18 protein-coding genes and 2 pseudogenes are annotated in these 22,458 nt (G+C 58.8%); 6 read left to right on the top strand and 14 right to left on the bottom strand.

All coding sequences use genetic code 11. From position 1 onward, the window contains the following. Positions 1 to 3: 3 nt before the first annotated feature. From P775_RS04825 to P775_RS04805, 5 genes are read right to left on the bottom strand one after another with little or no spacing between them, the layout of a single operon-like run. Positions 4 to 1,032 (bottom strand): oligopeptide/dipeptide ABC transporter ATP-binding protein, encoded by a 1,029-nt coding sequence (locus tag P775_RS04825; protein ID WP_245875568.1) that lies wholly within the window; start codon positions 1,030 to 1,032, stop codon positions 4 to 6. Then, complete coding sequence (locus P775_RS04820) at positions 1,029 to 2,003, bottom strand: ABC transporter ATP-binding protein (RefSeq protein ID WP_099909900.1); 975 nt, start codon at positions 2,001 to 2,003, stop codon at positions 1,029 to 1,031. The genes P775_RS04825 and P775_RS04820 overlap by 4 nt, the downstream gene beginning before the upstream one ends. Positions 2,004 to 2,005: 2 nt before the next feature. Then, positions 2,006 to 2,908: an ABC transporter permease gene (locus P775_RS04815; protein ID WP_099909899.1), complete on the bottom strand. Its 903-nt coding sequence runs from the start codon at positions 2,906 to 2,908 to the stop codon at positions 2,006 to 2,008. After that, complete coding sequence (locus tag P775_RS04810; RefSeq protein ID WP_099909898.1) at positions 2,905 to 3,855, bottom strand: ABC transporter permease; 951 nt, start codon at positions 3,853 to 3,855, stop codon at positions 2,905 to 2,907. Before P775_RS04810 ends, P775_RS04815 begins: the two co-directional genes overlap by 4 nt. Beyond that, a complete protein-coding gene (locus P775_RS04805; RefSeq protein WP_099909897.1) occupies positions 3,855 to 5,462 on the bottom strand; it encodes an ABC transporter substrate-binding protein in 1,608 nt (535 codons plus the stop codon). Before P775_RS04805 ends, P775_RS04810 begins: the two co-directional genes overlap by 1 nt. 220 nt (positions 5,463 to 5,682) lie before the next feature. Here P775_RS04805 and P775_RS04800 point away from each other — a divergent pair, with 220 nt between their 5' ends. Next, positions 5,683 to 6,327 (top strand): GntR family transcriptional regulator, encoded by a 645-nt coding sequence (locus P775_RS04800; protein ID WP_099909896.1) that lies wholly within the window; start codon positions 5,683 to 5,685, stop codon positions 6,325 to 6,327. A 73-nt stretch (positions 6,328 to 6,400) separates the two neighbouring features. Further along, positions 6,401 to 6,555, top strand: a pseudogene (locus P775_RS28790) (IS6 family transposase); the annotation flags it as partial. A 27-nt stretch (positions 6,556 to 6,582) separates the two neighbouring features. On the opposite strand, the gene P775_RS04790 reads toward P775_RS28790, so the two are convergent. From P775_RS04790 to P775_RS04760, 7 genes are all read right to left on the bottom strand, one after another. Continuing rightward, on the bottom strand, positions 6,583 to 6,990 hold the full coding sequence (locus tag P775_RS04790) for a cupin domain-containing protein (protein ID WP_099909895.1): 408 nt from the start codon (positions 6,988 to 6,990) through the stop codon (positions 6,583 to 6,585). Between the two features lie 29 nt (positions 6,991 to 7,019). Then, positions 7,020 to 7,883, bottom strand: a complete 864-nt coding sequence (locus tag P775_RS04785; RefSeq protein ID WP_099909894.1) for an ABC transporter permease — start codon at positions 7,881 to 7,883, stop codon at positions 7,020 to 7,022. 7 nt (positions 7,884 to 7,890) lie between these two features. After that, positions 7,891 to 8,760 (bottom strand): ABC transporter permease, encoded by an 870-nt coding sequence (locus P775_RS04780; RefSeq protein WP_099909893.1) that lies wholly within the window; start codon positions 8,758 to 8,760, stop codon positions 7,891 to 7,893. A gap of 5 nt (positions 8,761 to 8,765) precedes the next feature. Then, positions 8,766 to 9,860: an ABC transporter ATP-binding protein gene (locus tag P775_RS04775; protein ID WP_099909892.1), complete on the bottom strand. Its 1,095-nt coding sequence runs from the start codon at positions 9,858 to 9,860 to the stop codon at positions 8,766 to 8,768. A 75-nt stretch (positions 9,861 to 9,935) separates the two neighbouring features. Beyond that, positions 9,936 to 10,997, bottom strand: coding sequence for an extracellular solute-binding protein (locus P775_RS04770; protein WP_099909937.1), 1,062 nt, complete (start codon positions 10,995 to 10,997; stop codon positions 9,936 to 9,938). 181 nt (positions 10,998 to 11,178) lie between these two features. After that, positions 11,179 to 12,468 (bottom strand): NAD(P)/FAD-dependent oxidoreductase, encoded by a 1,290-nt coding sequence (locus tag P775_RS04765; RefSeq protein ID WP_099909891.1) that lies wholly within the window; start codon positions 12,466 to 12,468, stop codon positions 11,179 to 11,181. A 118-nt stretch (positions 12,469 to 12,586) separates the two neighbouring features. Continuing rightward, positions 12,587 to 13,690 (bottom strand): mandelate racemase/muconate lactonizing enzyme family protein, encoded by a 1,104-nt coding sequence (locus tag P775_RS04760; protein WP_099909890.1) that lies wholly within the window; start codon positions 13,688 to 13,690, stop codon positions 12,587 to 12,589. 337 nt (positions 13,691 to 14,027) lie between these two features. Between P775_RS04760 and P775_RS04755 the strand changes: the two genes are divergently transcribed. Continuing rightward, entirely contained in the window at positions 14,028 to 15,056 is a 1,029-nt protein-coding gene (locus P775_RS04755) for an ATP-grasp domain-containing protein (protein ID WP_099909889.1), read from the top strand. 431 nt (positions 15,057 to 15,487) lie between these two features. On the opposite strand, the gene P775_RS04750 is transcribed toward P775_RS04755, so the two are convergent. Further along, on the bottom strand, positions 15,488 to 17,368 hold the full coding sequence (locus P775_RS04750; RefSeq protein WP_099909888.1) for a PhoX family protein: 1,881 nt from the start codon (positions 17,366 to 17,368) through the stop codon (positions 15,488 to 15,490). Positions 17,369 to 17,957: 589 nt separating this feature from the next. Here P775_RS04750 and P775_RS04745 point away from each other — a divergent pair. The 3 genes and pseudogenes from P775_RS04745 to P775_RS04735 all read left to right on the top strand — a co-directional run bounded on the left by P775_RS04745 (position 17,958) and on the right by P775_RS04735 (position 20,550). Further along, positions 17,958 to 18,626 carry a class I SAM-dependent methyltransferase gene (locus tag P775_RS04745; protein WP_099909887.1) on the top strand — a complete coding sequence of 223 codons (669 nt, stop codon included), beginning with the start codon at positions 17,958 to 17,960 and terminating at the stop codon, positions 18,624 to 18,626. Positions 18,627 to 18,718: 92 nt separating this feature from the next. Further along, positions 18,719 to 19,844 (top strand): annotated as a pseudogene (locus tag P775_RS04740) (transposase); the annotation flags it as partial. 85 nt (positions 19,845 to 19,929) lie between these two features. Beyond that, entirely contained in the window at positions 19,930 to 20,550 is a 621-nt protein-coding gene (locus P775_RS04735; RefSeq protein ID WP_099909886.1) for an exopolysaccharide biosynthesis protein, read from the top strand. A gap of 113 nt (positions 20,551 to 20,663) precedes the next feature. Here the strand turns inward: P775_RS04735 and P775_RS04730 are convergent, their stop codons facing one another. Next, complete coding sequence (locus P775_RS04730) at positions 20,664 to 22,454, bottom strand: SLC13 family permease (protein ID WP_099909885.1); 1,791 nt, start codon at positions 22,452 to 22,454, stop codon at positions 20,664 to 20,666. Positions 22,455 to 22,458: the final 4 nt, after the last annotated feature.

The raw sequence follows: 22,458 nt of genomic DNA, 5'->3' as shown, positions 1-22,458 counted from the left end.
CCGTCAGGCCTGTGGATTGGTGAGGGGATGGAGACAGGCCACGGCGCGGTGCGCGCCGAACCTGCCAAGCTGGGGATCGCGTTCGCCACAATCGGGCTGTGCTGCGGGACAACGGGTTGAAAACCGGCACCCCGGCGGCAGATCCAGCGGGCTTGGAATCTCGCCCGAAAGCGGCTCTGGCATGGGTTCAAAGAACCGGGGCGCAGCGGCGCGCAGGGCCGCAGAATAGGGATGCGCCGGGGCGTTCAGCACAACATCGGTTGGGCCGGTTTCGACGATGCGCCCCAGATACATGATCGCAATTTCGTCGCAAAGGTAGCTCGCCACGCCCAGATCGTGCGTGATGAACACCAGCGTCAGGTTCATATCCCGCTGCAATCCGCGCAGCAGCGTGAGCAGCTGCGCCTGGGTCGAGACGTCAAGGCCGGAAACAGCCTCGTCCGCCACCAGAACAGAGGGTTCCGACGCCAGTGCGCGGGCGATGGCGACACGCCGCACCTGCCCGCCCGACAGACCGGCGGCATAGCGCCGCCCCGCATCCGTGGGCAGGCCCACCCGGTCGAGCAATTCGGCCACGCGGGCCTTGATCTGATCCTTCTGGACAATATTGAAGTGGCGCAGGGGTTCTGCAATCAGCGCCTCGACCGTCATGCGCGGATCGAGTGAGCCTCGTGCATCCTGATAGACCATGGCCACGTCGCGGGCAAAATCACGCCCTTTGGCCCGGGCCTCGCGGATCGGCGCGCCGTGATAGAGCGCGCGACCGCCGGTTGGGGCATCAAGCCCCAGAAGCACGCGCAGCAGGGTTGATTTGCCCGATCCGCTTTCCCCGACAAGGGCGATGGAGGTGCCGGTGTCCACCCGCAACCGCACGCCGTCAAGGGCGCGCAGGCCCACGGTCTTGCGGCTGAGGCCAGAGTTTGGCGGGCGCACCTGAAACACCTTCTCGACCTCGATCAGTTCGAAAACAGGCGCTGTAGCTGGGACCTTTTCGGTGCGCGGCGCAGAGGCAGAGGACATGAGAAAGCTCATTCGGGATTCCAGCAGGCAAAGACATGGTCATGTGGGCCGCCCCGGTCCGGATTGGCGGGCATCGGCGGTGGCGCATCATCGCTGCAGCGTGCCAGCGCGCGCGGACATCGGGTGGAAAAACGGCAGCCTTTGGGCATCTGGTCGTGGGGCGGCACCGTGCCCTCGGGCGCGACCAGATCGGCGCGCCCGATTTCGACCACGCAGCTTTTGAGTTGGCGGGTATAGGGGTGGCGGTGGTTGTTCAGCACCTCGGCCACGGGGCCGGATTCGACCACCTGCCCGGCATAAAGCACCACAATCCGGTCGCAGGATTGGCTCGCCAAAGCCAGATCGTGCAACACAAAAATGCAACTGGCCCCACGTTCGCGCGTCAGTGACAGGATCAGCCGGATGATCTGGGCCTGAATCGTGACATCCAGTGCCGAGGTCGGTTCGTCCGCGAGCAGAAGGTCCGGATTGCAGGCCAAGGCAATAGCGACCATGACACGCTGTTGCATGCCACCCGACAGCTGATGCGGAAAGGCCGACAGGCGCGCTTCGGCATCGTTGATGCCGACCTGCGCGAAGAGATCAACCGCGCGGCGGTATGCCTCGGGACGGGTGAGGCCAAGGTTGCGGCGCAGGGTGGTGATCAGCTGGCGTCCCACGGTATAAGCCGGGTTCAGCGCGGCGCCCGCATCCTGAAAGATCATCGACAACCGCTTGCCCCGCAGCCTGACCATCTGGCGCGACGAGAGCGAGAACAGATCGCCCGCCCCGGCAAGATCAGCCCGCCCTTCGATCCGTGCGCCATCCAGAAGCTGCATCAGCGCCATGGCGATGGTGGATTTTCCGGCACCACTTTCCCCGACCAGCGCAAGGGTTTCGCCCCGCGCCAGCGACAGGTTCACATGGTCAAGGATCTTGGCCGACCCGCGATAAAGCGTCAGGTCCGACACTGTCAGCAGCGTGTCCGTTTCTGTCATCGCCATGGTCATGATCCTCTGCGCCCCTTTGGATCAAATTCTTCGCGGATGCCGTCGCCCACAATCGACAGCGCAATCAGCAGCAAAGCGAGGGCAAAGCCGGGCATCGCCGCCATCCAGGGCGCGAAGCTTACGAAATCGCGCCCCTCTGCGATCATCAGCCCCCAATCCGGGGTGGGCGGTGTGACGCCTATGCCCAGGAAGGACAGTGAGGAGGACACAAGGATCGCTTCGGAAATGCGGATGGTCACCTGCACCGCCAGCGGAAAGATCACATTGGGCAACACATGCCGCCAGACCACCTGCAGATACGGGATCGACATCAGATGCGCCGCTTCGACAAAGCCCTGCACCCGGACCTGCATCACATCGGCGCGCACGGTGCGCGAGAAGGGACCGATCATCGACAGGCCGACGGCGATCACCACCTTGTCCACCCCCTGCCCCAGGATCGCGATAAACGCCACCGCCAGGATCAGCGAAGGCAGCGCGAGAATGGAATCAATCAGCCGCATCAGCGCCCATTCGAGCCATCCCCCCGACAGCCCTGCAGCGAGCCCGATGATCAGCCCGCCGACCGCGCCGATCAGCACGGAGCAGAACCCGATGATCAGCGCATAGCGCGCGCCAAAGATGACGCGGGACAGGATGTCCTGCCCATAGCTGTCGGTGCCCAGCGGATGCGCACCCGTTGGCGGTTGCATCATGGCGTCGATGGATTGCGCAACCGGGTCATAGGGCGCCACCAGCGGCGCAAAGATCGCGCCGAGAATATAGGCCAGCGATACGATCAGCGCGACGGTAAAGAACGGGCGGCGCCGGAACATCGACCGTTTGCCGCGTGCGGCCCCATTGCCGCTGGGTCCGGCAGGTGGAACGGTTGCGGGCGCCGGAGCGGCCTTGGCAGTCATTTGCGGTCTCTCAGTCTTGGGTCAAGGATGGGATAGGACAGATCCACCAGCAGATTGACCCCGATGAACAGGAAGGCGGTCATCATCACACCGGCCTGCACCACCTGATATTCGCGGCCCAGCACGGCGCTGGTCAGCATTTGACCAATGCCTGGCAGGTTGAACACCGTCTCTGTCAGAACAGTGCCCTGAATGAGCGTGCCCAGTTGCAGCCCGAGGATGGTCACCAGCGGCATGGCGATGTTGCGCACGCCATGCACCCAGATCACCCGCCAGCCCGGTTCACCGCGGGCACGCGCCGCCGCGATATAGGGTTCATCCATCACCTCGATCAACGTGGCACGCGTGAGGCGTGTGATCATGGCAATGAAATAGGTCGACAGCGTCAGCCCGGGCAGGATCATGTGGTATATGCCGAGGCGCAGGTCCTCCCAGGGCGAGACATAGCCCATCACCGGAAACAGCTGCAGTTTGACGCCAAAGAACCAGATCAGCAGGATGCCCAGCAGAAAGGACGGAAAGGCTGTGCCGGTCAGCGCAAAGACCGCTGATCCCGCATCGAATATCGTGTCCTTCTTAACCGCCGACAACACGCCCAGGGGCACACCGATCAGGATCGCAAAGCTGAGCGAGAAGAAGGCGAGCGTCAGAGTGACGGGCAGCGCCTCTTTGAAGCCATAGGTGAAGATATCGGTGCGGGCGATATAGGAAGTCCCCCAGTCGCCCTGCACAAAGTTCATGGCCCAGTCAGCATATTGCACCAGAAAGGGTTGATCCAGGCCCAGTTCCCGGGTCATCGACTCGTAGGTTTCTTGCGAATACTCCGCGCCGAGCATGATCTGAACCGGATCGCCCGGTGCCAGCTTCAGAAGTCCGAAGGTGGCAATCGACACGATCATCAGCACGACCAGAGTCTGCCCGAGTTTCTTGAGGGCCTGGATCAGCATCAGACTTTGCTGACCGTATGCAGGTTCATGAGGTCAGCCGGAATATACTGAAATCCCTCAACCTTGTTCGAGAACACCTTGTAGATCGGCATATGCGCCATGACGCCGATCGGCGCCTCGTCCATCAGCAGGTCTTCGGCCTGATAATAGAGTTTGCGACGCTCTGCAGGGTCCAGAATGACCTGTGCCTGAGCACAGAGATCGTCGAATTCGGTGTTCACCCAGCCGCAGAAGTTCCATGCGCCATCGGATTTGAATTCGGGATAGATCGCCTCGTCCGGATCAAGGTCTGCCACCCATTCAAAGTCGTAAAGATCAAAGTCGCCTTCGTTGCGGCGCTTGAGCCATGTTGCGGGCTCGACCAGCTCAAGGTTCACCTTGATGCCGATTTGGGCCAGCATCGGCGCGATGGTCTGCGCTGTGCGGGTGCCGACGGGGCCACGTTCGGCCATCATGTAGGTGACTTCGATCTCGTCCTGATTTTCGGCCAGAGCGCGGAATTCGCGGGCCTTGTCCAGATCGAACCACTGCCCCCGACCCGAGGTCGCGATGTCGGGGTCAAAGAAATCGGTCATGGGCGGGGAAATCGGGGTATAGGCCTGCTGGGCACGCCCGAAATACGCCTGTTTCACCATGGTTTCGCGGTCAATGGCCCAGGCCACCGCACGGCGCAGGTTGATGTCGGTGAACGGTCCCTTTTTGCAGTTCATGCCAAGGAAGGTGTAGTTCCCCTCGATCTCGCCATAGAGGGTGGTGTTGGGGTTGGCGTCCACCTGATTGACCAGTTGCATCGGGCAGTCGTTCATGCCGTCGATCTGACCCGAGAACAGCGCCGCTATCGCCGTCGATGCCTCGTTCATCAGCAGGAAAGTGACCCGCTCAAGCTTGGGCATGTCGGGTTCGAAATACTCGGTGTTGGCCTCAAGCTCGATTGCGTCGTTTTCGCGCCACGAGACGAACTTGAACGGGCCGGTTCCCACCGGGTTGCGCCCGTAATCCGTGCCGTATTTCTCGACAGCCGCCGGGCTCACGATTGTTCCGGCACGGCCCGTCGATCCGTTCAGCGCGACCGGCAAAAACGCATAAGGCTGCGAGAAATGCAGTTTGACCGTCAGGGGATCGACAATTTCGATCTCGTCCAGCAGGGCGAGTTTCCAAGCATGGGGCGACGTCGGCTCGCCCTCCTTGACGCGCAGAAGCGAGAATTTTACGGCTTCTGCATCGCAAGTTGTGCCGTCATGGAATTTCACACCGTCGCGCAGCTTGAACACGTGGGTCTTGTCGTCCTCAAGGTCCCAAGTTTCTGCGAGATCCGGTTCAAAGGTCAGGTTTTCACCGTCGTAGACGATCTTGAGCAGGCCGTTGTGGATGTTGTTGATCACCTGAATGGACGAAAGAAACCCGGTGAAATGCGGATCGAGTGTATCGATGACCTTGATTGATGCGATCTTGAGATGTCCGCTTTGCTGCGCCCGCGCGATGGCCGGAAATCCGCCCGCAGCTGTGGCCGCGACGATCCCTGCACCCATCCCCTTGAGCACGGCCCGCCGTCCCAGTCTGGCCGAGATACGCTCGGTCAGGATCTTCTTGTGATCTATCTCTGTCATTTTTTTGCTTCCCTGTTGGATTGGTCTCCCCCCTTTCCTCTCGGTATCTCTGGCGCATTTCCCCCGTGCCGGTTTGCCCTTATTCTGCGGGGCGATGCCTGAACTGCCCCCTCCCGTGCAAGATAACTGGCGCTTAACGGCTTGGAGGAAACGACGGGCTGTGCCAATATGTATACATATTGATACCAAAGGTGCATTTTTCGGCAGAATTGGATGGTGGATGACCAATAGAGTGGCAGAAGAAATATTCGACACACTGGTCGATGGCATCGTCGCAGGCCGGATGATTGCCGGCGAGCCACTGATAGAAAAGACGCTGGCCGAACAGTTCGGCGTCTCTCGCACGCCCGTACGCGAGGCGCTTCACCGCCTCGAACAGTCCCATCTCGCGGAACGTGGCGCGCGGCGCGCCTATTTTGTATCGCAGATGAAGGCCTGCGATCTGGCTGAACTGTTCGAAGCCGTGGGAGAGATTGAAAGCGCGCTTGCCGCACTGGCGGCCCTGCGCCTGACCGAGATAGAGCGCCAGCAGCTTTTGCAGATTGTCGAACAGGGGCAGAGCTGTGGCACCGATCCCGAAGCCTATGGCCAGATCAACGCACGGTTCCATGATGCGATCAAGACCGGCGCGCGCAACCCGATGCTCGCGCGCGCGTTCGACGAGCTCAACCTGCGCGCCCTGGCCTGGCGCGCTGCAAATTTTCACGAGGACATTGACCGCCTGTCGACGTCACGCGCCGAACACGAGGCGCTGATGCGGGCGATCCTGGCACGGGACGCAGATACAACCCGCATGCTGATGCGAAGCCACGTTGCCAGCTCTTTTCTGACACTGTCTCAGGTTCTTGCCAGACGCAGCACCTGAAATCTGGCGTTGGTGTTGTCACGTCAAGGGGCCTGAGGCTGCCGGTTCACTGATCTGGGCGAAGGTGGTGCTGCTGCAGACATTGAAAATCAGCTACAAGCACCACCGGTTTCCGCCTCCGATCATTGCTCAGTTGTCTGGCTCTACGTCCGGTTCAACTTGAGCCTGCGCGAAGGGGAGGTGCTGATGCTGGAACGTGGCGTGCACGTTTCGGATGAGACGAGCCGTTCTCAACCCTTTTCCAGATCTGCGACACTACGCTGATCCGTCTGTTCGCGCAGCCAAAGGCATGATCATGGGCGATTGGTCGGTGTCTTCGTGGAGAATATAGATCTTTCTGGTTTGCTCGTGAATTGTCCATTCTCCGCGCCATCCCTTGGGCAATGTCATCATGTCTCCGGCGCCGAGATCCTGCGCGCGTCCATCACTGTCATGAAGGGTGACGCGGCCGGAGAGAATGTAACATGTCTCCGACGACTCGGCCCTATCTGCAGTGAAGCGTCCAGGGCTGCAGTCCCAGATGCCGATATTCAGCGCTTTGTCGTTCGACTGGAACAGCGCCTTTGCGGCCTCTCTCTGATTGCCGCTGACCGAGGTCGGTTTTGGGTTGGTTGCGCCCAAATCCAGGCCCGCGACAGAGTTGACGATTTGAAACCGCTGCATGGGCTTCTCCTTTTATAGGGAACCGGACATTATTCGCCGGTGCGGTTGCGTTGCGCGAGGACGCTCAGAACCGCCAATAAACCGGATCCGACCATCAGGAAGACGGAAACAGCGTTCAGCACAGGAGTCGAGCCGACCTTGACCATACGGTCGTACATGGTGATCGTCAGCGGTGCATCGGATCCGACAAGCATCAGCGTCGTGTTGAAATTTTCGAACGAGATGAGAAAGCCGACAACAAATGCCGAGAACAAGGCAGGGGCGAGAAAGGGAAGCGTGACTGTTGCCAGAACCCGGCCACGCGATGCGCCAAGGTTCAGCGCGGCCTCTTCGAGAGAGATGTCGAACTTGCGCAACCTTGCGGCAATCACCAGAGAAGTGATGGTTGTGAGGAAAGAAAACTGACCGAGGATGACAAGAAACATGCCGGGCCGCAGGAACGCAAGGTCAAGGTTCAGACTGGTTTCGGCGCCATTCGCGATCATGCTGGCAAAGACGAGAATTGAGATGCCAAGGATCACACCGGGAATGACCAGCGGAATGATCATCAGGATATACAGCACGTTCTTGAACGGAAACTGCTTTCGTTCGAACAGAAAGGCGTTGCAGGTGCCGACGATCACCGCCATCGCCGACACGATTATCCCGATATAGAGCGAATTCGTCATGCCGCGCAAAAGTCGGCGGTCGTTGAACATGCCAACCTTCGGGTCGGTGCTGCCAAAGAACCAATCCAGCGTGAAACCCTTCCAAGGCAAAGCTGAAAAGGTGGAATCGTTAAAGGCAAAGACCCCCGCGGCCACCAGCGGCGCGGCGAGATAGACAAAGAACAACAGAAGATAGGTGTTGTAGGTCATGCGCAGAACGGTCGACTGTGGCGCGGCAACATTCATGGCGGAGTCAGTCCTTTGCGACGGTAGAGGCGAGGTTCTGACCGGTCAGCCGGAGGCCGAGCCAGACAACGAAAGACGTGAACACCAGCAAAAGCACCCCAAAAGTCGAACCGGCCTCCCAGTTGTAGCGGGTGATGAACTGGTCGTAGATCTGCTCGGTGAACCACATGCTGTTCTTGCCGCCGAGCAGGATCGGAGTGAGATAGCTTCCCGCGGTCAGCATGAAGGTGATGATGCAACCCGCGACGATGCCGGGCATCGCATAGGGCACGACGATCATGCGAAAGACGGTAAAGCGGCTGCCGCCAAGGTTGTAGCCCGCTTCGAGCAGGGAATTGTCCATGCCATCCAGAGTTGAGACCAGTGGCACGATCATGAAAAGCACGACCGTGTAGATCAGCCCGATGACGACGGTCACGTCATTATAGAGCAGTTCCACCGGGCCTTCGATCAGCCCGACCGATTGCAGGGCTCCTGAAATGATCCCGGTTTCGCGCAACAGCACGATCCAGCCGAACGCACGCACAAGGTCGCTCACCCAGAGCGGGATGAGACAGAGAAGAAAAAGTGCCGCCCGCGACCGGCGCCGTGCGATTTTTGCAATATAATAGGCGATTGGAAAACCGACAAAGAGCGACAGGATGGTCACGAGGATCGACATCCAGGCGGTGCGCAGCAGCGTGTTCCAGTAGATCGGCTCTTGCAGGAAGTCGACGTAGTTCGCAAAGCCGAACTTATAGTCGTTGGGACCAAGCTTTTCACGAAGCGACAGATATCCGATTCCGAGTTGCGGCAGGATGATCAGCAGCACGATCCAAAGGATGAATGGCGTCATGAGAAGGATCAGTGACAGCTTGGTCGCATCATTGCGCAACATGGCGTTCATCCCTTCGCAGCAAAGCACTGGCCGGCATGCATCTCCCAGCCAAGAAGCACCGCCTCGCCTTTGTTGAAACGATCCTCACCCTGACCGATCCGGTGATCGACCTCGACCAGCGAGCTATCTTCCAGACGCACCAGAACACGGCTGTTGGCACCGTTGAACAGCAGGCTGTCGACCACGCCCTTCAGGAGGGTTTGCGGGCTGTCAGCCGCCGCTTTTTCGCGACGCGTGATGAAAATTGCTTCGGGGCGGACAAAAACGTCGACCTTTGCTCCAAGAAAAAGAGCCTTGTCATCGATCCCGGCCAAAACCTCCTGCCCGTTGGCCAGAGTGATCCGGGCCTCGCCGCCACTGATCGCGCTGACCTTGCCGGAAAAACGATTGCTGTCGCCGACAAACCCGGCCACGAAAGCGGATTTCGGCGCGTTGTAGAGCTCTTCCGGCGGGCCGATCTGTTCAAATCGTCCGGCGTTCATCACGGCAACATTGTCGGACATGACAAGCGCCTCGGACTGGTCGTGTGTGATATAGAGGAAAGTCGTGTCAAACTGGTGCTGAAGCTGTTTCAGCTCTATCTTCATATGTTCGCGCAGCTTGAGGTCAAGCGCGCCAAGCGGTTCGTCCAACAGCAGGACATCGGGCTCAAGCACCATGCAACGCGCAATGGCGACGCGCTGTTTCTGCCCGCCGGACAATTGCGAGACATGCTTTTCTTCCACACCGGGCAAGCCGATCCGATCAAGAACTGCGGTCACCTTGCGCTTGATATCCGTCCGGTTTTCGCCCCGGCATTTCAGACCGTAGGCGATGTTTTCGCCGATATTCATCATCGGAAACAACGCGAGATGCTGAAAGACCATCTTTACGTTGCGCTTGTTCGGGGCGCTGCCCAGGACCGATTTCCCCTTGATACGAATGTCGCCTTCGCTTGGGGTTTCAAAGCCTGCAATGATGCGCATCAGCGTGGTCTTGCCGCATCCGGACGGACCGAGGATGGAAAAGAAAGAACCGCTCGGAACCTCGAACGACACGTCTTTTACAGCCGTAAAGGTCCCAAAACGTTTGGTAATCTTGTCGCTTTCCAGATCGAACATGAGGCTCTCTTTCCTTGCGGGGGCGGCACGAAGGGGCAGCACTGCCCCTCCGCTCAAACGCTGTGGTGGTGCAGCTTATTGTGAAGCAGCTTTGATGCGTTCCAGTGACTTGCCCTCGATGTCCTCGATCCCGGCGGGAATGTTGACAAAGAATTTCAGATTTTCGATGGCCGCGTCATCAAAGGCCGCCTTGACCGCTGCCTTCTTGTCGTCAGGAAGCAGGTCTATCGATCCCTTGACCGAGGCCAGCGCGCCCGTTGATGCGGACATCATCGTCACGATTTCCGGCTGGAGGACGAAATTGATCCACTTGTAGGCCGCATCGTCGGCTTCGCCCTTGGCGGGGATGGCGAAGGTGTCGATCCAGGCTAGAGCGCCGGTTTCCGGCGGAACGAACACGATATTGGCGTCTTCGCCGTAAAGTTTGTAAGCGGTGGAATCCCAGGTTTCCGAGGCTACCACCTCGCCCGAGAGCATGAGGTTCGACAGATCGTCACCACCGCTCCAATAGGTCTTGATGTTGCCCTTGCAGGCAATCAGCTTTTCGGTGACCTCATCCATGATCTTCTGGTATTCTGCAAGGTCGCCATAGGCTGCGAAGGGATCCTTGCCCATCGAAAAGGCCATCCCTAGCAGGATTGTGCGGCGCAGGCGCATCGAGGTGCGGCCCTTGTATTCCGGGTCACACAGGTCATCCCAGCTGTTGATGTCTGGTGCCTTGGTGATATCGGCCATCAGGCCCGAGGTGCCCCATTGGTGCGGCACAGCATAGACTTCACCATCGATTGTGGTGTTGTCCTTCACGCTTTTCAAAAGACCGTCCTGCATCACAGACGTGTCGATCTGGGAAAGGTCCAGCGGCTTGTAGATACCGTATTCAAGCTGCGCGGCATAGATGCGGTCATGGCTCGGCTGGGCCAGATCAAAGCCCGCGCCGCGTGTGGCGCGCAGTTTGGCGATCATCTCTTCATTGTTCGAGAAGGTTACCTCGACGTCGATGTCCGGGTATTTCTCCTCGAAAAGGCGGACCACCTCGTCAGGGGCGTAGCCGCCCCAGGTCAGCAAACGCAGTGTTTCTGCTTGGGATGCAGTTCCCGTAATGGCCACCAGTGCAGAGACTGTTGCCAGGAGTTTCATTTTATTCATTTTCTTCCCTCTGTTGGTTGTTTGTTTTTTGATTCCACTGAGGATGCCGCTTTTTAGCGTGTCAATCGCAGTGCCTTTTCCGGGTTCATCAGAAAAAATCTGATTGGTTTTTTTAACAGATCCTTCTGATTTGGGGTGAATTTTAAATTTCAGCCGTCCCTTCGCATCGAGTTTACAGCCCGATGCGGTCCCGCAGCCTGAAAATGCTCACCGCGGGTGCCAAAAACCACGGTTTACCGAAATAATAGGGACGAGTGGGGAATTTGGTCTCACCAAGCCCGGTTTCGCCGACAGGCAGACCAAGCACGCGCTGGCCGGTGCGCATGCCAAGATAGCTTGCCATGCCGACACCCGAGCCGCAGTAGCCCATCGCGTAATATACCCCGTCCTGTGTGCCGGTATGGGCCAGCGTGTCGAAAGTGTAGCCCACGAACCCCATCCAGGAATGGCTGATCCGGGCAGAGGCGAGCTGTGGGAACAGGCGAACCATCTCGTCAAACAGGACCGGCCCGCTGATCGCGGGGCCCACTTCGGCTTGGCTCACCCGTCCGCCGAACAGAATTCGCCGTCGGTCCGGAGAGCGTCGGTAATAGTAGACCACCTTGCGGCTGTCCGAGACGATCCGGTTCTTCGGAATGACCTCGTCCATTAACTCGGTCGGCAACGCCTCAGTGGCGATCATGTAGCTGCCGATCGGGATGATCCTGCGGCGGTGCCAGGTGGACAGCGGACCACTATAGCCATTGGTGGCCAGTACCACATCTCGGGCCTTGATCTGGCCACGGGCGGTGTGGACACAGAAGCCCGATCCTTCCTTCGTGATCGCCGTGACCTTCGTATGCGCAGAGATCTCGGCACCCGCCGCGATAACCCGGTCTAGCAGGCCTGCGTGATAGCGTCCCGGATCTATCGATGCGTGTTTTTCGAACACCACGCCGCCGAAATATCCATCCGTGCCGATCTCTTGGCGCTGCTCTGCGCGCGACACAACATGCGCCTCTTTCAGTGCGTCCTTGTCCAGCGAGCCTGCAAGTTTGCGAAACGCCGCATTGCTGTGGGCGGCGTGAAATCGCCCGACAATGTCGAACTGACAGTCGATTCCTTCTTCAGCGATGAACTGTCCCATCCAAGCCAGCGAGTCGCGCCCATCCTGAAGGATCCTGTGGGCCGTCGCTGCACCGTGACGTTTGGCAAGTGCTTCAAGATCCGGCTTTATGCTGGTGCTGATCTGGCCTCCGTTACGGGTGCTACAGCCCCATCCCATCGCCTCGGCATCGCAGACCACCACATGGCGTCCGCCGCGCGCGATTTGCAGGGCGGCGTTCAGCCCGGTGAATCCGCCACCAATGATCACGACATCCGCGCTGCCCGAAAGTGGTGCGACCGGTGTTTTGGAAAGCGGTGTAGTCTCCCACCAATAGGAGGACATTTTTGCGTCGGACGTGAAGGGCGAGGTTGGCATGGATCAACTCCTGACCGGTGCGGCGTTGCTGTCCGCATGTCCACTATCTGCCGCAAGCCGCATAGCTACAATACGGGCTACGAGGAACCGGACATCGATGCCCGTTACACGGGGCATTTCAGGCAGCCTCGCTGATCTGATAGGCGGATTTCGCGAGCCATTCCGGTTCGATCTCGATGCCCCAGCCGGGGGTGTCCGTCACTGTCGTCTTGCCGTCAGTGATCCGATAGGGGTCATTGCGGAAAATGCCCGCCTGCCAGGGGTAGTAATCCGAGCCCTCGATCGAGAATTCGAGGTATTTGCCAGCGTTGGGAATGGCGCGTAGCAGGTGCATGGTGAACAGGGTCACCAGCGACAGGTTCGCACAATGGGGGGTGACCGGCAGGCCTGCGGCTTCTGCCATCCGCACCACACGCAGGGTGCGGTTGATGCCGCCAAGATAGCAGATGTCTGGCTGAACGATGTCGACCGCGCGCATGTCGATCATCCGCCGCCATGTGGGCAGATCGCAATCCTGCTCGCCACCAGTCACGTCGATATTCAGCGCTTCGGTCACCGCGCGGGTCTGCTCCAGCTCCCAATAGGGGCAGGGTTCTTCATAATGCACCATGCCGTTGGCTTCCATGATCCTCCCCACCTCGATCGCGCGGGCGGGATTGTAGCAGGAATTCGCATCTGCCAGCAGATCAACCCCGTCCCCCATCGCACGGGCAATGGTGGGGATGATCTCCTCTGTTCGGCCCGGCCATTCATCTACGTTTCGGCCAACCTCCGCCCCGACGCGGAACTTGAAGGCATCAAAACCGTGTTCCTGGCGTAGCTTGCGAAACCGTTCGGCCTCTTGTTCAGGTGTGATGTCGCGTTTCATCGAAGACGCATATGCCCGCAGCGGCCCCGCAGATCCGCCCAGCAGCTCGGCGACTGGCTTGCCTGCCTTGCGACCGCGCAGATCCCAGATTGCCGTATCAAGGCCCGACATCGCCCGGCGCACGTAGGAGCCGGGAAATTTGTGCTCACGCTCGGCAATCAGATCGAGGTGGTCGTCAAGATCCGTGATTTCGACACCCAAAGAATATGGCGCGACCTGGCGGTGCAGCACAAGGGAGGTGATATCCGAATGATAGGTAGACACCTGGCCCCAGCCGATATCACCTTCCGCATCCGTCACGCGCACCAGACCCATGAAGGGGGTCGAGAAGCTTTCAATGGATTTGATCTTCATACGGTATTTCCTGAAGTTTCTGTCCCGCTCAGAGTCTGACCTGCGGGTGTGGTATCAGACAGTTCTGCAAAGGCTGCTCTTGAATTGGTCTGCCAGTAAGGTCCATTATGGATTTTGCCCCAGACCAATGTGACCAGTCCGCATTTGATGCCGGGCTTTCTGTAGCCGAGCAAGGACGACTGCCCGCCCGCCGAATATGATGATGTTCTGAACGTTCGGGCAGAAATCCGTCTGGTTTCGCAGAGCTGCAAAATCTGGGCCTGAAACCTGCAAAGGCCCCCCCCTGTCGTCGTAAAACACCTTGTCAACATCGCCTGAAACGACGACAGAGACGCATATGCATATCCATTTCAACCATCACATTTCCTGCATCCGCGACATCATCGAGATGATCCGGGCGGCGCATCCCGACGTGACTGTTTCGGCCAGCCATGCCCGAGAGGATCATGGACTGGAACAGGTCCTGGAGTGCGTCACACCTGAAATGCCCGCGCGCCCCGATGGCGGAATGCCAATAGGATATACGCAGTGGCTGATCGATATCGCGTCAAGGGAAGGCGCAGACGTCGTCATCCCTTATCGCCACCGGCACGATCTTTCCGCAGAGCAGCCTCTGTTCGCACAGGCAGGGCTACGCCTGCTAACCTGTGGCCCCCATGACGTGATGTCTTTGATCGAGGATAAGACCAGACTTCTGGAGGTGGCGGAACGGCTGGGGATGCGCATCAGCCCATTCCGAGCCTGGGTGGATGCAGAGGGTTTCAGGGCTTCACTGGAGCACTTTGGCGGTGCGGCACCGGATGGCGTGCGGCTCTGTGTGAAGCCCGCACAGGGTATCTACGGTGAAGGATTCAACATCCTTTACGATGATCAGGCGGCAAATGCTTTTTCGATCGCCGTGAATGATCAGCGTCCGCATATCTCTGTCCAGAGCCTGCACAGGATTGTGGAGGGGGCAGGGTGTGTCGAGAAGATGATGACGATGCCGTTTCTTCCCGGACGGGAAAGAAGCGTTGATTTTGCCTGCCTTGAGGGGCTGCTGCTTGGGGCCGTGACCCGTGAAAAACATGGCTCGGTCCAATTGGTCGGCCATGATCCGGAGGCAGTTGGTATTGCAACCGCTCTCGTTGGCGCTCTCGGTCTGTCCGGTCTTGCCAACCTACAGACCATGGAGGACGCCGATGGCCGACAGTGTCTTCTTGAGGTCAATAGCCGGGCTGCCGGTGGGATTGGCATGACAGGACATTCCGGCGTCAACCTGCCGGGCCTGCTGGTCTCAGCCCTGAAAAGAGAGAGGCAGAGCAAGCCGGTTTTTCCGAGCACACAGGTTCGTGTCCTGCGTCGCCAGATTTACGAGGTGATTTGATCAAGGGCTGATCCCGGTCAGTTTCTGCAAGTGAGTTGGCAAACTCAGCCCTTCGCGCGGATTAAAATCGCTTTGGTGCGGAATTCAGCGCCGCATCCGCCTCATGACGGATTTCATACCGACGATATGCTCTAAAGACGGAGAAATCGGAAAATGCCGCCGTCACCTCTGCCAGTTCTTTCACCACATTCGGTCAAATGTAGACGGACGCTTAGCAGTGTCGAACACTCCGCAGGCCTCTGATTGGCCTAAGGGAATGTCGCTTGGCCGCGCTTGCGGTCAAGCAGGTCTGCCGGAGTCTTTTGCACGTGTACCCTTTGGGCAGCGTGCCACGTTTTGTGGCTCACAGGCCCGGATTTCAAAAGCCAAAACGAAATTGGGGCGACGCTTGCTGGCGTCGCCCTCGGTGTCATTCAGTCGCGCAACGCCGATCAGCCGATGGTCGCGCCATCTTCTCTCCAAACGGCGATGACTGCGGAACGCGGCTTGCCTTCGCCATCCGGCCAGGACCCGCCCGGATGTTGGATGCCTACAAAGGCCACTTTTTGATCCGGGGACCAAGTCAGGCCCGTCACTTCGGCACCGTTCGGAGCGGTCAGGAAGCGCGCAATCTCGCCGGTTTCAGGGTTTCCGACCAGCATCTGGTTGTTGCCCATGCCGACATATTCACCTTCGTTGCTGTCGTCCCCATCAGTCTGGATCCACAGCATGCCCTTGGTGTCAAAGGCCATCCCGTCGGGCGAGTTGAACATGTTGCCCGAGGTGACGTTTTGCGAACCACGATACAGGCCTTCAGCCGCGTCAGGGTTGCCTGCCATGACGAAGAGATCCCAGCTAAAGGTCTCGGCGCCATGGTCTTCGCCGGTGGGCTGCCAGCGTACGATCTGGCCGTAGTTGTTGACCTCACGCGGGTTCACGCCGTCGACCGGGGTTTCGTCACCGCCCGCATTCGGCTTGACGCCGCGGTTCGTGTTGTTGGTCAGGGCGCAATAGGCTTCGCAGCGCAGCGGGTTGGCGGCGATCCATTCAGGGCGGTCCATGGTGGTGGCGCCGACCTTGGATCCGGCCATACGGGCAAACACCAGCATCTCCGCCATGTCCATGCCGGTCGTCTCGGGCGTCAGGGGCAGCCAGGCGCCAGTCTGATCATCGTTGAATTTGGCCACGAACAGCGTACCATCTGACAACAGGCCATCGGTGGGCTGGCCGTCGGCCCATGTGCCTTTGGAGACGAACTTGTATATGAATTCGCCGCGTTCGTCGTCGCCCATGTAGACAACGATCCGTCCATCGTTCGCCTGTACCATTTCAGCATTCTCATGTTTGAAACGGCCCAGGGCGGTGTGCTTTACCGGTGTGCTTTCGCGATCGGCGGGGTTGATTTCCGTGACCCAGCCGTGGCGGTTCGGCTCATTCGGTTCCTGGCTCAGATCAAAGCGCGCATCATGCTTTTCATAGGCATAGCGGCCCTCGTCGCCGATGCCGTAGCGGTTGTAGCCTTCGTCCTGTGGCATGGTGCCGGTGGTGCCAAAATAGCCATTGAAGTTCTCTTCACAGGTCAGATACGTGCCCCAGAGCGTCTTGCCCGAACCACAGTTGTTCATTGTACCCTTGGGCGACATGCCTTCGGGGTCTGCATTGGTCTTGGCCAGATCTGACCCGGCAGCGGGGCCGTCCATGGTCATCTGTGTCTCGTGCGTGATGCGGCGGTTGTAGGGACTGTCGACGACAATTTCGAAACCGTTGCCTGTGTCGGCCACTTCCAGAACGGTCACGCCCTGAATATTCTTCATCATGCGCACTTCGTCTGCATTGGCAGGCACGCCTTCAGAGGAGGTGGGCAGGTTGATTTCAGGGTTGGCATATTCAGAATTGATTGCCAGTAGCGTGTGGCCGTCAACAACAAAGGTCTCCATGCCATCCGTGTTTTCACCAAAAACCTTGTCGGACATGTCAACCGAAACGCCGGTCTCGGGGGAATATGCATCGCTGGCATCGGACCACAGCGCGTCACCCCAGCGCACCAGCGGCTTCCACTGATATCCTTCGGGAACGGTCAGATCAAAGCCTGTTGCGATGTCCACAGGAGTAAAGGCAAAAGTGCTGGTCTGCGCCAGCGCGCGCCCTGCGCCGGACAGCATGCCCGTTCCAAAGACGGCGGCACCGGAACCAAAGGCAAGTGCCCCGCCCAGAAACCCACGGCGCGAGATGGCGCGCTCGACAACTTGGTCAAACTCATTCTCCGCCGAGCGCGGCGAGCGCAGCTCGTCAAATTCGTCCCAGGACAGGGCTACGGTTTTCTTGATATCCACGGTGTGATCCTCAGTCTTTTCTGAATGGGGTCCATGTCTGGATGGACCTTCGGCCTATGGCGTTTCACATGTCGTCCCATCAGTGTTGTGACAGATATTTGACAGTTAAGTGACGACCGTAGCGAAGCAGTTCAGCGGCATAGCGAGCAGGTATGGAGACGGCTGTCGCTGGCTGAAGTTCGGCAGCCTTGCTTCTGGGCCTCTATGCGTATTTTGTCGTTTTGAAATATGCGGATCAAGTCTTTCAATCATGACGCTCAGTCGGCACAAAGAGGACAGAACGCGCGCCTTGTAGGGCCCTTCACGTGTGAGCGGCGCACCGATGACGCTTGTCCCGTAACGTCAAGCATCAATAAAAATCAAAAAACACGCCGATCACTCCCGTTAGCTTCCGACAGTTTCCATCAGGGACAAGCCTGCACATGGATCGAATATAGACAATCACTTCCACCTTTTCTTGGATCGTCCTTAGGGACAATCAACCGATCGGATGCTGGTTTCAGAAAAGCTCACTTGACTTGCATGCATGAGCAGGCCCAAGACCATTCCCGGGTGTATTGCACTCACTCTCTCCGAGAAACATCAGACCTTGTCCACGAACCCATATGAAACGGTCGGCTTTTACGACTCTGCCATCGGCGCGGGGCGGCATCGCGCCATTGTCGGAGGACGGTGGGAAGAGACCGGAAGGATAGAGATGACGATTCTGCAGGGGGTTGGCCTTTTGCCGCATCACCATCTTCTCGACATCGGTGCCGGTGCGTTGCGACTTGGCTGCAAGGCCGTTCCCTATCTGGAGCCTGGTCATTATTGGGCCACGGATGCATCTCATGCACTCCTGATGGCTGGGCATCGCACCGAACTTGAGAACCAAAGCCGACTGGACCCCGCACAGCTGATCGAAGATGCAAGGTTCGAGTATCCTGGTGTCCCAGCCACGATCACCCATGCCATCGCCTTTGCGGTGTTTCCACATCTGCCGATGGCCTTTCTGCGCCGCGCGCTGACCAACCTTCGTCGGTTCGAGAAACTGGAAAATTTTCTTTTCACGGTGTTTCTTGCTCCGGATGCCGTCACCGCCTTGACCCCCTATCGGCAACCCGACGGTGTCGTGACACATAACGCGCGCGCCCCCTATCATATCCTCGCCGAAGACGTGAGCCACCTTGCCCACTGCAGCGGCTGGCAGGTGACACGCAAGAACGTGATGCTGCCTCGGGGCCAAATTCTTTTTATAGCTCAGCCCATCGGGGCCTGACATTGGAGGCCAGGAGGAGCCGAGTTTGCCGGCTCTGTCGCACAAATCCATCAGAGATTCATGTCGTGAATTTAGTGTGATAGCTGGCCTGCATGAGCAAACCAACGTCGCCGAGCTACAAGACTACGAACTGGCGTGCCTCGAATGAGGCGCTGAAGCGGAGCGGGTCGCTGACCGGGAGTGCGTTGCGCGGTAATGTCATGAGAAGTTACTTTGATTCCAAGATGAACTGGCATGCCAGAACTTCCGGCAGAGGAGCGGGCCGTGGACATTCAGCATGGAGCCGGATCGGGAAACCGTCCAGAGGGTTCGTTTCAGCCCTGAACGGGCGGGGCCCCGGTCGTGTTCGGGATGGTGCCTCGGCAGACGACGGGCTTTGTCGAAAGCCTCTTGCGGCTGACTGGCCTTGATTGGGCGGTGCCTGACTTCAGCACCTTGTCCCGTCGTAAAAGGACACTTGCGGTGACCATCCCCTATCGCGGCGCGAAAGGCCCACTGCAGCTCCTCTTCCCCTCTCGGGCATTGCTGCGCAATACAGTGCCGGGCAGTGGACAGTACGGGCATCACGGTCGAGGGAGAGGAGAAGTGGAGCGACCGCAAGCATGGTGGCCCCAGGCGGGTTCGCCATTGTCTCTCACACCAATGGCGCGGCATGGCTCATCTGGCGCAAGATCCATCCCGGTATCGACGAACATGCGTTAGACGTCAGAGCGGTCGGGATCACCAGCAGCAACACCGGGGATGCTCCGATGTTGTCTGATCTTCCCGACCAGATCCCGCGCAATCAGAAGATTAGCAGTGTGCAGCCCACTCTCGCCAGATTGCGTCGTGCTGAAAGCACGCCTTTGGCGTGGCGAAATCGCCTGTCGAGCAATGGATGGCGCATACGACCCGCGATGCCATAATACCATCGCGGACCGCGGTGCGTCCGCAGTCATTCCGCCACGCAGAAATGACAGGTCATGGAACCCGGGCACAGCTGGCGCAGTCGCCAGGAACGACGCGCGTCGCGCATCGAAGCATCTGGGTCGGGCACTCTGGCGGGACGGGAGCGGAGACCACCGACGGAGCCGGGTCGAGACAGAGATGCATTCCATGAAACTGCTGGGCCAGCGCCTCATGGCACTGGACTTCGAGCGACAGGTCGCGCAGGTTCAGGTGCGCATCGCGGTCCTGAACGGCGACACCGCGCGTGGCATTGCTGTCACAAAAGCCGTGGTAGGAATCCCTCTGGCAAAAGGGTGGCCCAGTCCATCAGCTGATTTGTGCAACAGAGTCCATTGGCAGTATGAAAAGGGATGCAATGAAGGCCCAAGATAGACCGCAAAAACGGCCATCCCTGTCGCTGCCTATTCTTCGGACCTCGCGCGATCAGCACCGCGCCGGGACACTTACACTCGGCAATCTTCTTTCCGCCATCGGCGAGACATCCTTTGGCTGGGCGATTGTCCTGTTTTCCCTGATAACCTTGTTGCCACTGCCGCCGGGGTCGACCCTTCTCACCGCCCTGCCGCTCTTGGTGACGACGGTCCAGATGTCACTCGGTTACCCTCATGTAAGGCTTCCAGGGCCGCTAGCCCGCCTGCGGCTGGATCAGGGAAAGATCCGGGTCGCGATTTTGCGCCTCAGGCCTGTCACCCGCAGGCTGGAACGCATCTTGAAACCACGTTACGCTGCGCTTTTCACCCGCCGGAATGAACGTCTTATCGGAGTGCTGCTCTTCATAATTGCCTTTGCTCTGTTCCTGCCCGTGCCGCTCAGTGGCTGGTTCCCAGCCATTTCACTGTTCACCATTGGTGTCGGCATCGTCGAGCGTGACGGACTTGTCACCGCAGCAGGCATGGTGATGGGCGCCGCCTCTGTTGTTCTGACAGCAACGATCCTGCTATGGCTGGCTGCAGGGGCAGATGCGCTGATCCACTAAGGTCTTCAATTTAAACCTTCCTCACCCTTCTTCGCTCAAAAATCAAAGATTTGAACGTGAAGGGTGATACGGTGATCTGTCCGCTTAAAGTCGATGGACTTCAAACAGTTTGCCTATCCAGCCAGAGGCCAGATGAGCGGGATCAGGAACACGGTCGCAGTGCCGATGATGATGTTCATTGGAACGCCTATCTTGAGAAAATCCGTGAACCTGTATCCCCCGGCATTGTAGACCAGCGTGTTGGTCTGATACCCGATGGGCGTCGCAAAGCTTGCGCTGGCACCAAACATCACGGCCACGACAAATGGTCGGGGATCAAGGCCAAGCTGAACGGCAACACCCGCGGCAATCGGTGCCAGCAGGACTGCAACGGCGTTATTGGTAGCCACTTCGGTTAGGATCGATGTCAGGGCGTACACCAATGCAAGCGCTATGATCGGCTGAACTCTAGCGAGAAGTGGTGAGAGCTTCGCGACAATCAGTGCAAGCGCTCCGGAATTGTCGAGCGCGCTTCCCAGTGTAAGCATTGAGACGATCAGCAAAAGCAACCGGCCATCGATCGCTCCCACCCCTTCGTCTGCGTCAATGCAGTTTGTCAGCAGAACGACCGCGACGCCGATCAGCGCGAGCGTCAGGATTGGGGCCACGTTCAAGGCTGCGAGGACGACGACCGCTATCATGGTGGCAACTGCTATGGGTGCCTTGTTTCGGCGAAAGCCGCGCGACGTTACGGGCGACAGTACAATCAGCTGCTCTTCTTCGGCGAGGCGCGCGATATCATCGGGCGCTCCATCCAGAAGCAAGGTATCGCCTACAGCCAGTTTCACCATCGCAAGACGCATATCGACTGCTGCTCCCTTGCGATGCAGTGCAATTGGATAAACCCCGAACCGACGACGCCAGTGCAGGCGGCCGACCCGTCTGTGCAGAGCCTGCGAATTCGGCCCGATCAGAACTTCGACAACTGATGTGCGCCGGGCGGTCGACGGCTCTGTTCCCAACACGGCCTTGCCCACGACGGTCCCGTCCCGAAAGCCCATGATCTCGGTATCCGTCGTCTTCACGACCACGATATGCCCCACCTCCATCACCGATGTTGCAAGGGAGTCCCGCAAGGAAATATCACCGCAAACAAGATCGACGACCCTATTTCCGGCCTTCCGGAAGGCGTCCACCTCTCGTACAGTCTTGCCGATCAGAGGCGAGCCTGCGGGGATGAAGAGTTCCACCAGCCAGCTGCGCTGATCCCGGCTTGACTGAACCTCCCCAACCGTATGGCGCAGGGGCAGCAGGCGCGGGGCGGCGACCGCCAGAAAGGCGCCCCCGATGAGGGCCACAATAATTCCGACTGGCGCGATCTCGAACAGGCTAAAGGGGGGCATTCCCATGTCGCGCACAATACCATCCACAAGCAGGTTCGTGGACGTTCCGATAAGCGAACAGGTGCCCCCAAGGATGACCATATAGGACAGGGGTATCAACAGGTGCGACGCCGCAATCTTCATCTGGCGTGCCAGTGTGATCACAACCGGGATCAACACAATGACCACCGGTGTGTTGTTCATGAAGACCGACGCCGCAGCAGCAGTACTGAAAAACAGGCCGAGCGTCAGGATAGGACGACTCGACGCATAGTTGCCAAGCACCCCGCTGACGGCCTCGAGCACGCCGGTCCGCACCAGCGCAGCACTCAGGACAAACATTGCGCCGATTGTTGCTGGTGCAGGGTTGGCAATCGCGGACAGGACATCGTTCGGCGTGACAAGTCCAATGGCAAGCGCCGTGGCTGCGCCACAAAATGCGACCACATCGGGCGAGCGCAATTCCAGCACAAAGGCTGCAAAAACGGCAATGAATAAAAGAACAGCGGCATAAGGTGCGAGTGGTAAAAGATCGAATGCCATGATG

Origin of the sequence: Puniceibacterium antarcticum (assembly GCF_002760615.1) — a bacterium.
Classification (GTDB): domain Bacteria; phylum Pseudomonadota; class Alphaproteobacteria; order Rhodobacterales; family Rhodobacteraceae; genus Puniceibacterium; species Puniceibacterium antarcticum.
Note: the sequence above shows the minus strand (reverse complement) of the source record. Positions and strands in the feature narration are given on the sequence as shown.

What these genes read in the sequence shown, in the direction of transcription:
- P775_RS04825 (WP_245875568.1), bottom strand. Translation starts at nt 1,032, where the DNA reads ATGAGCTTTCTCATGTCCTCTGCCTCTGCGCCGCGCACCGAAAAGGTC.
- P775_RS04820 (WP_099909900.1), bottom strand. Translation starts at nt 2,003, where the DNA reads ATGGCGATGACAGAAACGGACACGCTGCTGACAGTGTCGGACCTGACG.
- P775_RS04815 (WP_099909899.1), bottom strand. Translation starts at nt 2,908, where the DNA reads ATGACTGCCAAGGCCGCTCCGGCGCCCGCAACCGTTCCACCTGCCGGA.
- P775_RS04810 (WP_099909898.1), bottom strand. Translation starts at nt 3,855, where the DNA reads ATGCTGATCCAGGCCCTCAAGAAACTCGGGCAGACTCTGGTCGTGCTG.
- P775_RS04805 (WP_099909897.1), bottom strand. Translation starts at nt 5,462, where the DNA reads ATGACAGAGATAGATCACAAGAAGATCCTGACCGAGCGTATCTCGGCC.
- P775_RS04800 (WP_099909896.1), top strand. Translation starts at nt 5,683, where the DNA reads ATGACCAATAGAGTGGCAGAAGAAATATTCGACACACTGGTCGATGGC.
- P775_RS04790 (WP_099909895.1), bottom strand. Translation starts at nt 6,990, where the DNA reads ATGCAGCGGTTTCAAATCGTCAACTCTGTCGCGGGCCTGGATTTGGGC.
- P775_RS04785 (WP_099909894.1), bottom strand. Translation starts at nt 7,883, where the DNA reads ATGAATGTTGCCGCGCCACAGTCGACCGTTCTGCGCATGACCTACAAC.
- P775_RS04780 (WP_099909893.1), bottom strand. Translation starts at nt 8,760, where the DNA reads ATGTTGCGCAATGATGCGACCAAGCTGTCACTGATCCTTCTCATGACG.
- P775_RS04775 (WP_099909892.1), bottom strand. Translation starts at nt 9,860, where the DNA reads ATGTTCGATCTGGAAAGCGACAAGATTACCAAACGTTTTGGGACCTTT.
- P775_RS04770 (WP_099909937.1), bottom strand. Translation starts at nt 10,997, where the DNA reads ATGAAACTCCTGGCAACAGTCTCTGCACTGGTGGCCATTACGGGAACT.
- P775_RS04765 (WP_099909891.1), bottom strand. Translation starts at nt 12,468, where the DNA reads ATGCCAACCTCGCCCTTCACGTCCGACGCAAAAATGTCCTCCTATTGG.
- P775_RS04760 (WP_099909890.1), bottom strand. Translation starts at nt 13,690, where the DNA reads ATGAAGATCAAATCCATTGAAAGCTTCTCGACCCCCTTCATGGGTCTG.
- P775_RS04755 (WP_099909889.1), top strand. Translation starts at nt 14,028, where the DNA reads ATGCATATCCATTTCAACCATCACATTTCCTGCATCCGCGACATCATC.
- P775_RS04735 (WP_099909886.1), top strand. Translation starts at nt 19,930, where the DNA reads ATGAAGGCCCAAGATAGACCGCAAAAACGGCCATCCCTGTCGCTGCCT.
- P775_RS04730 (WP_099909885.1), bottom strand. Translation starts at nt 22,454, where the DNA reads ATGGCATTCGATCTTTTACCACTCGCACCTTATGCCGCTGTTCTTTTA.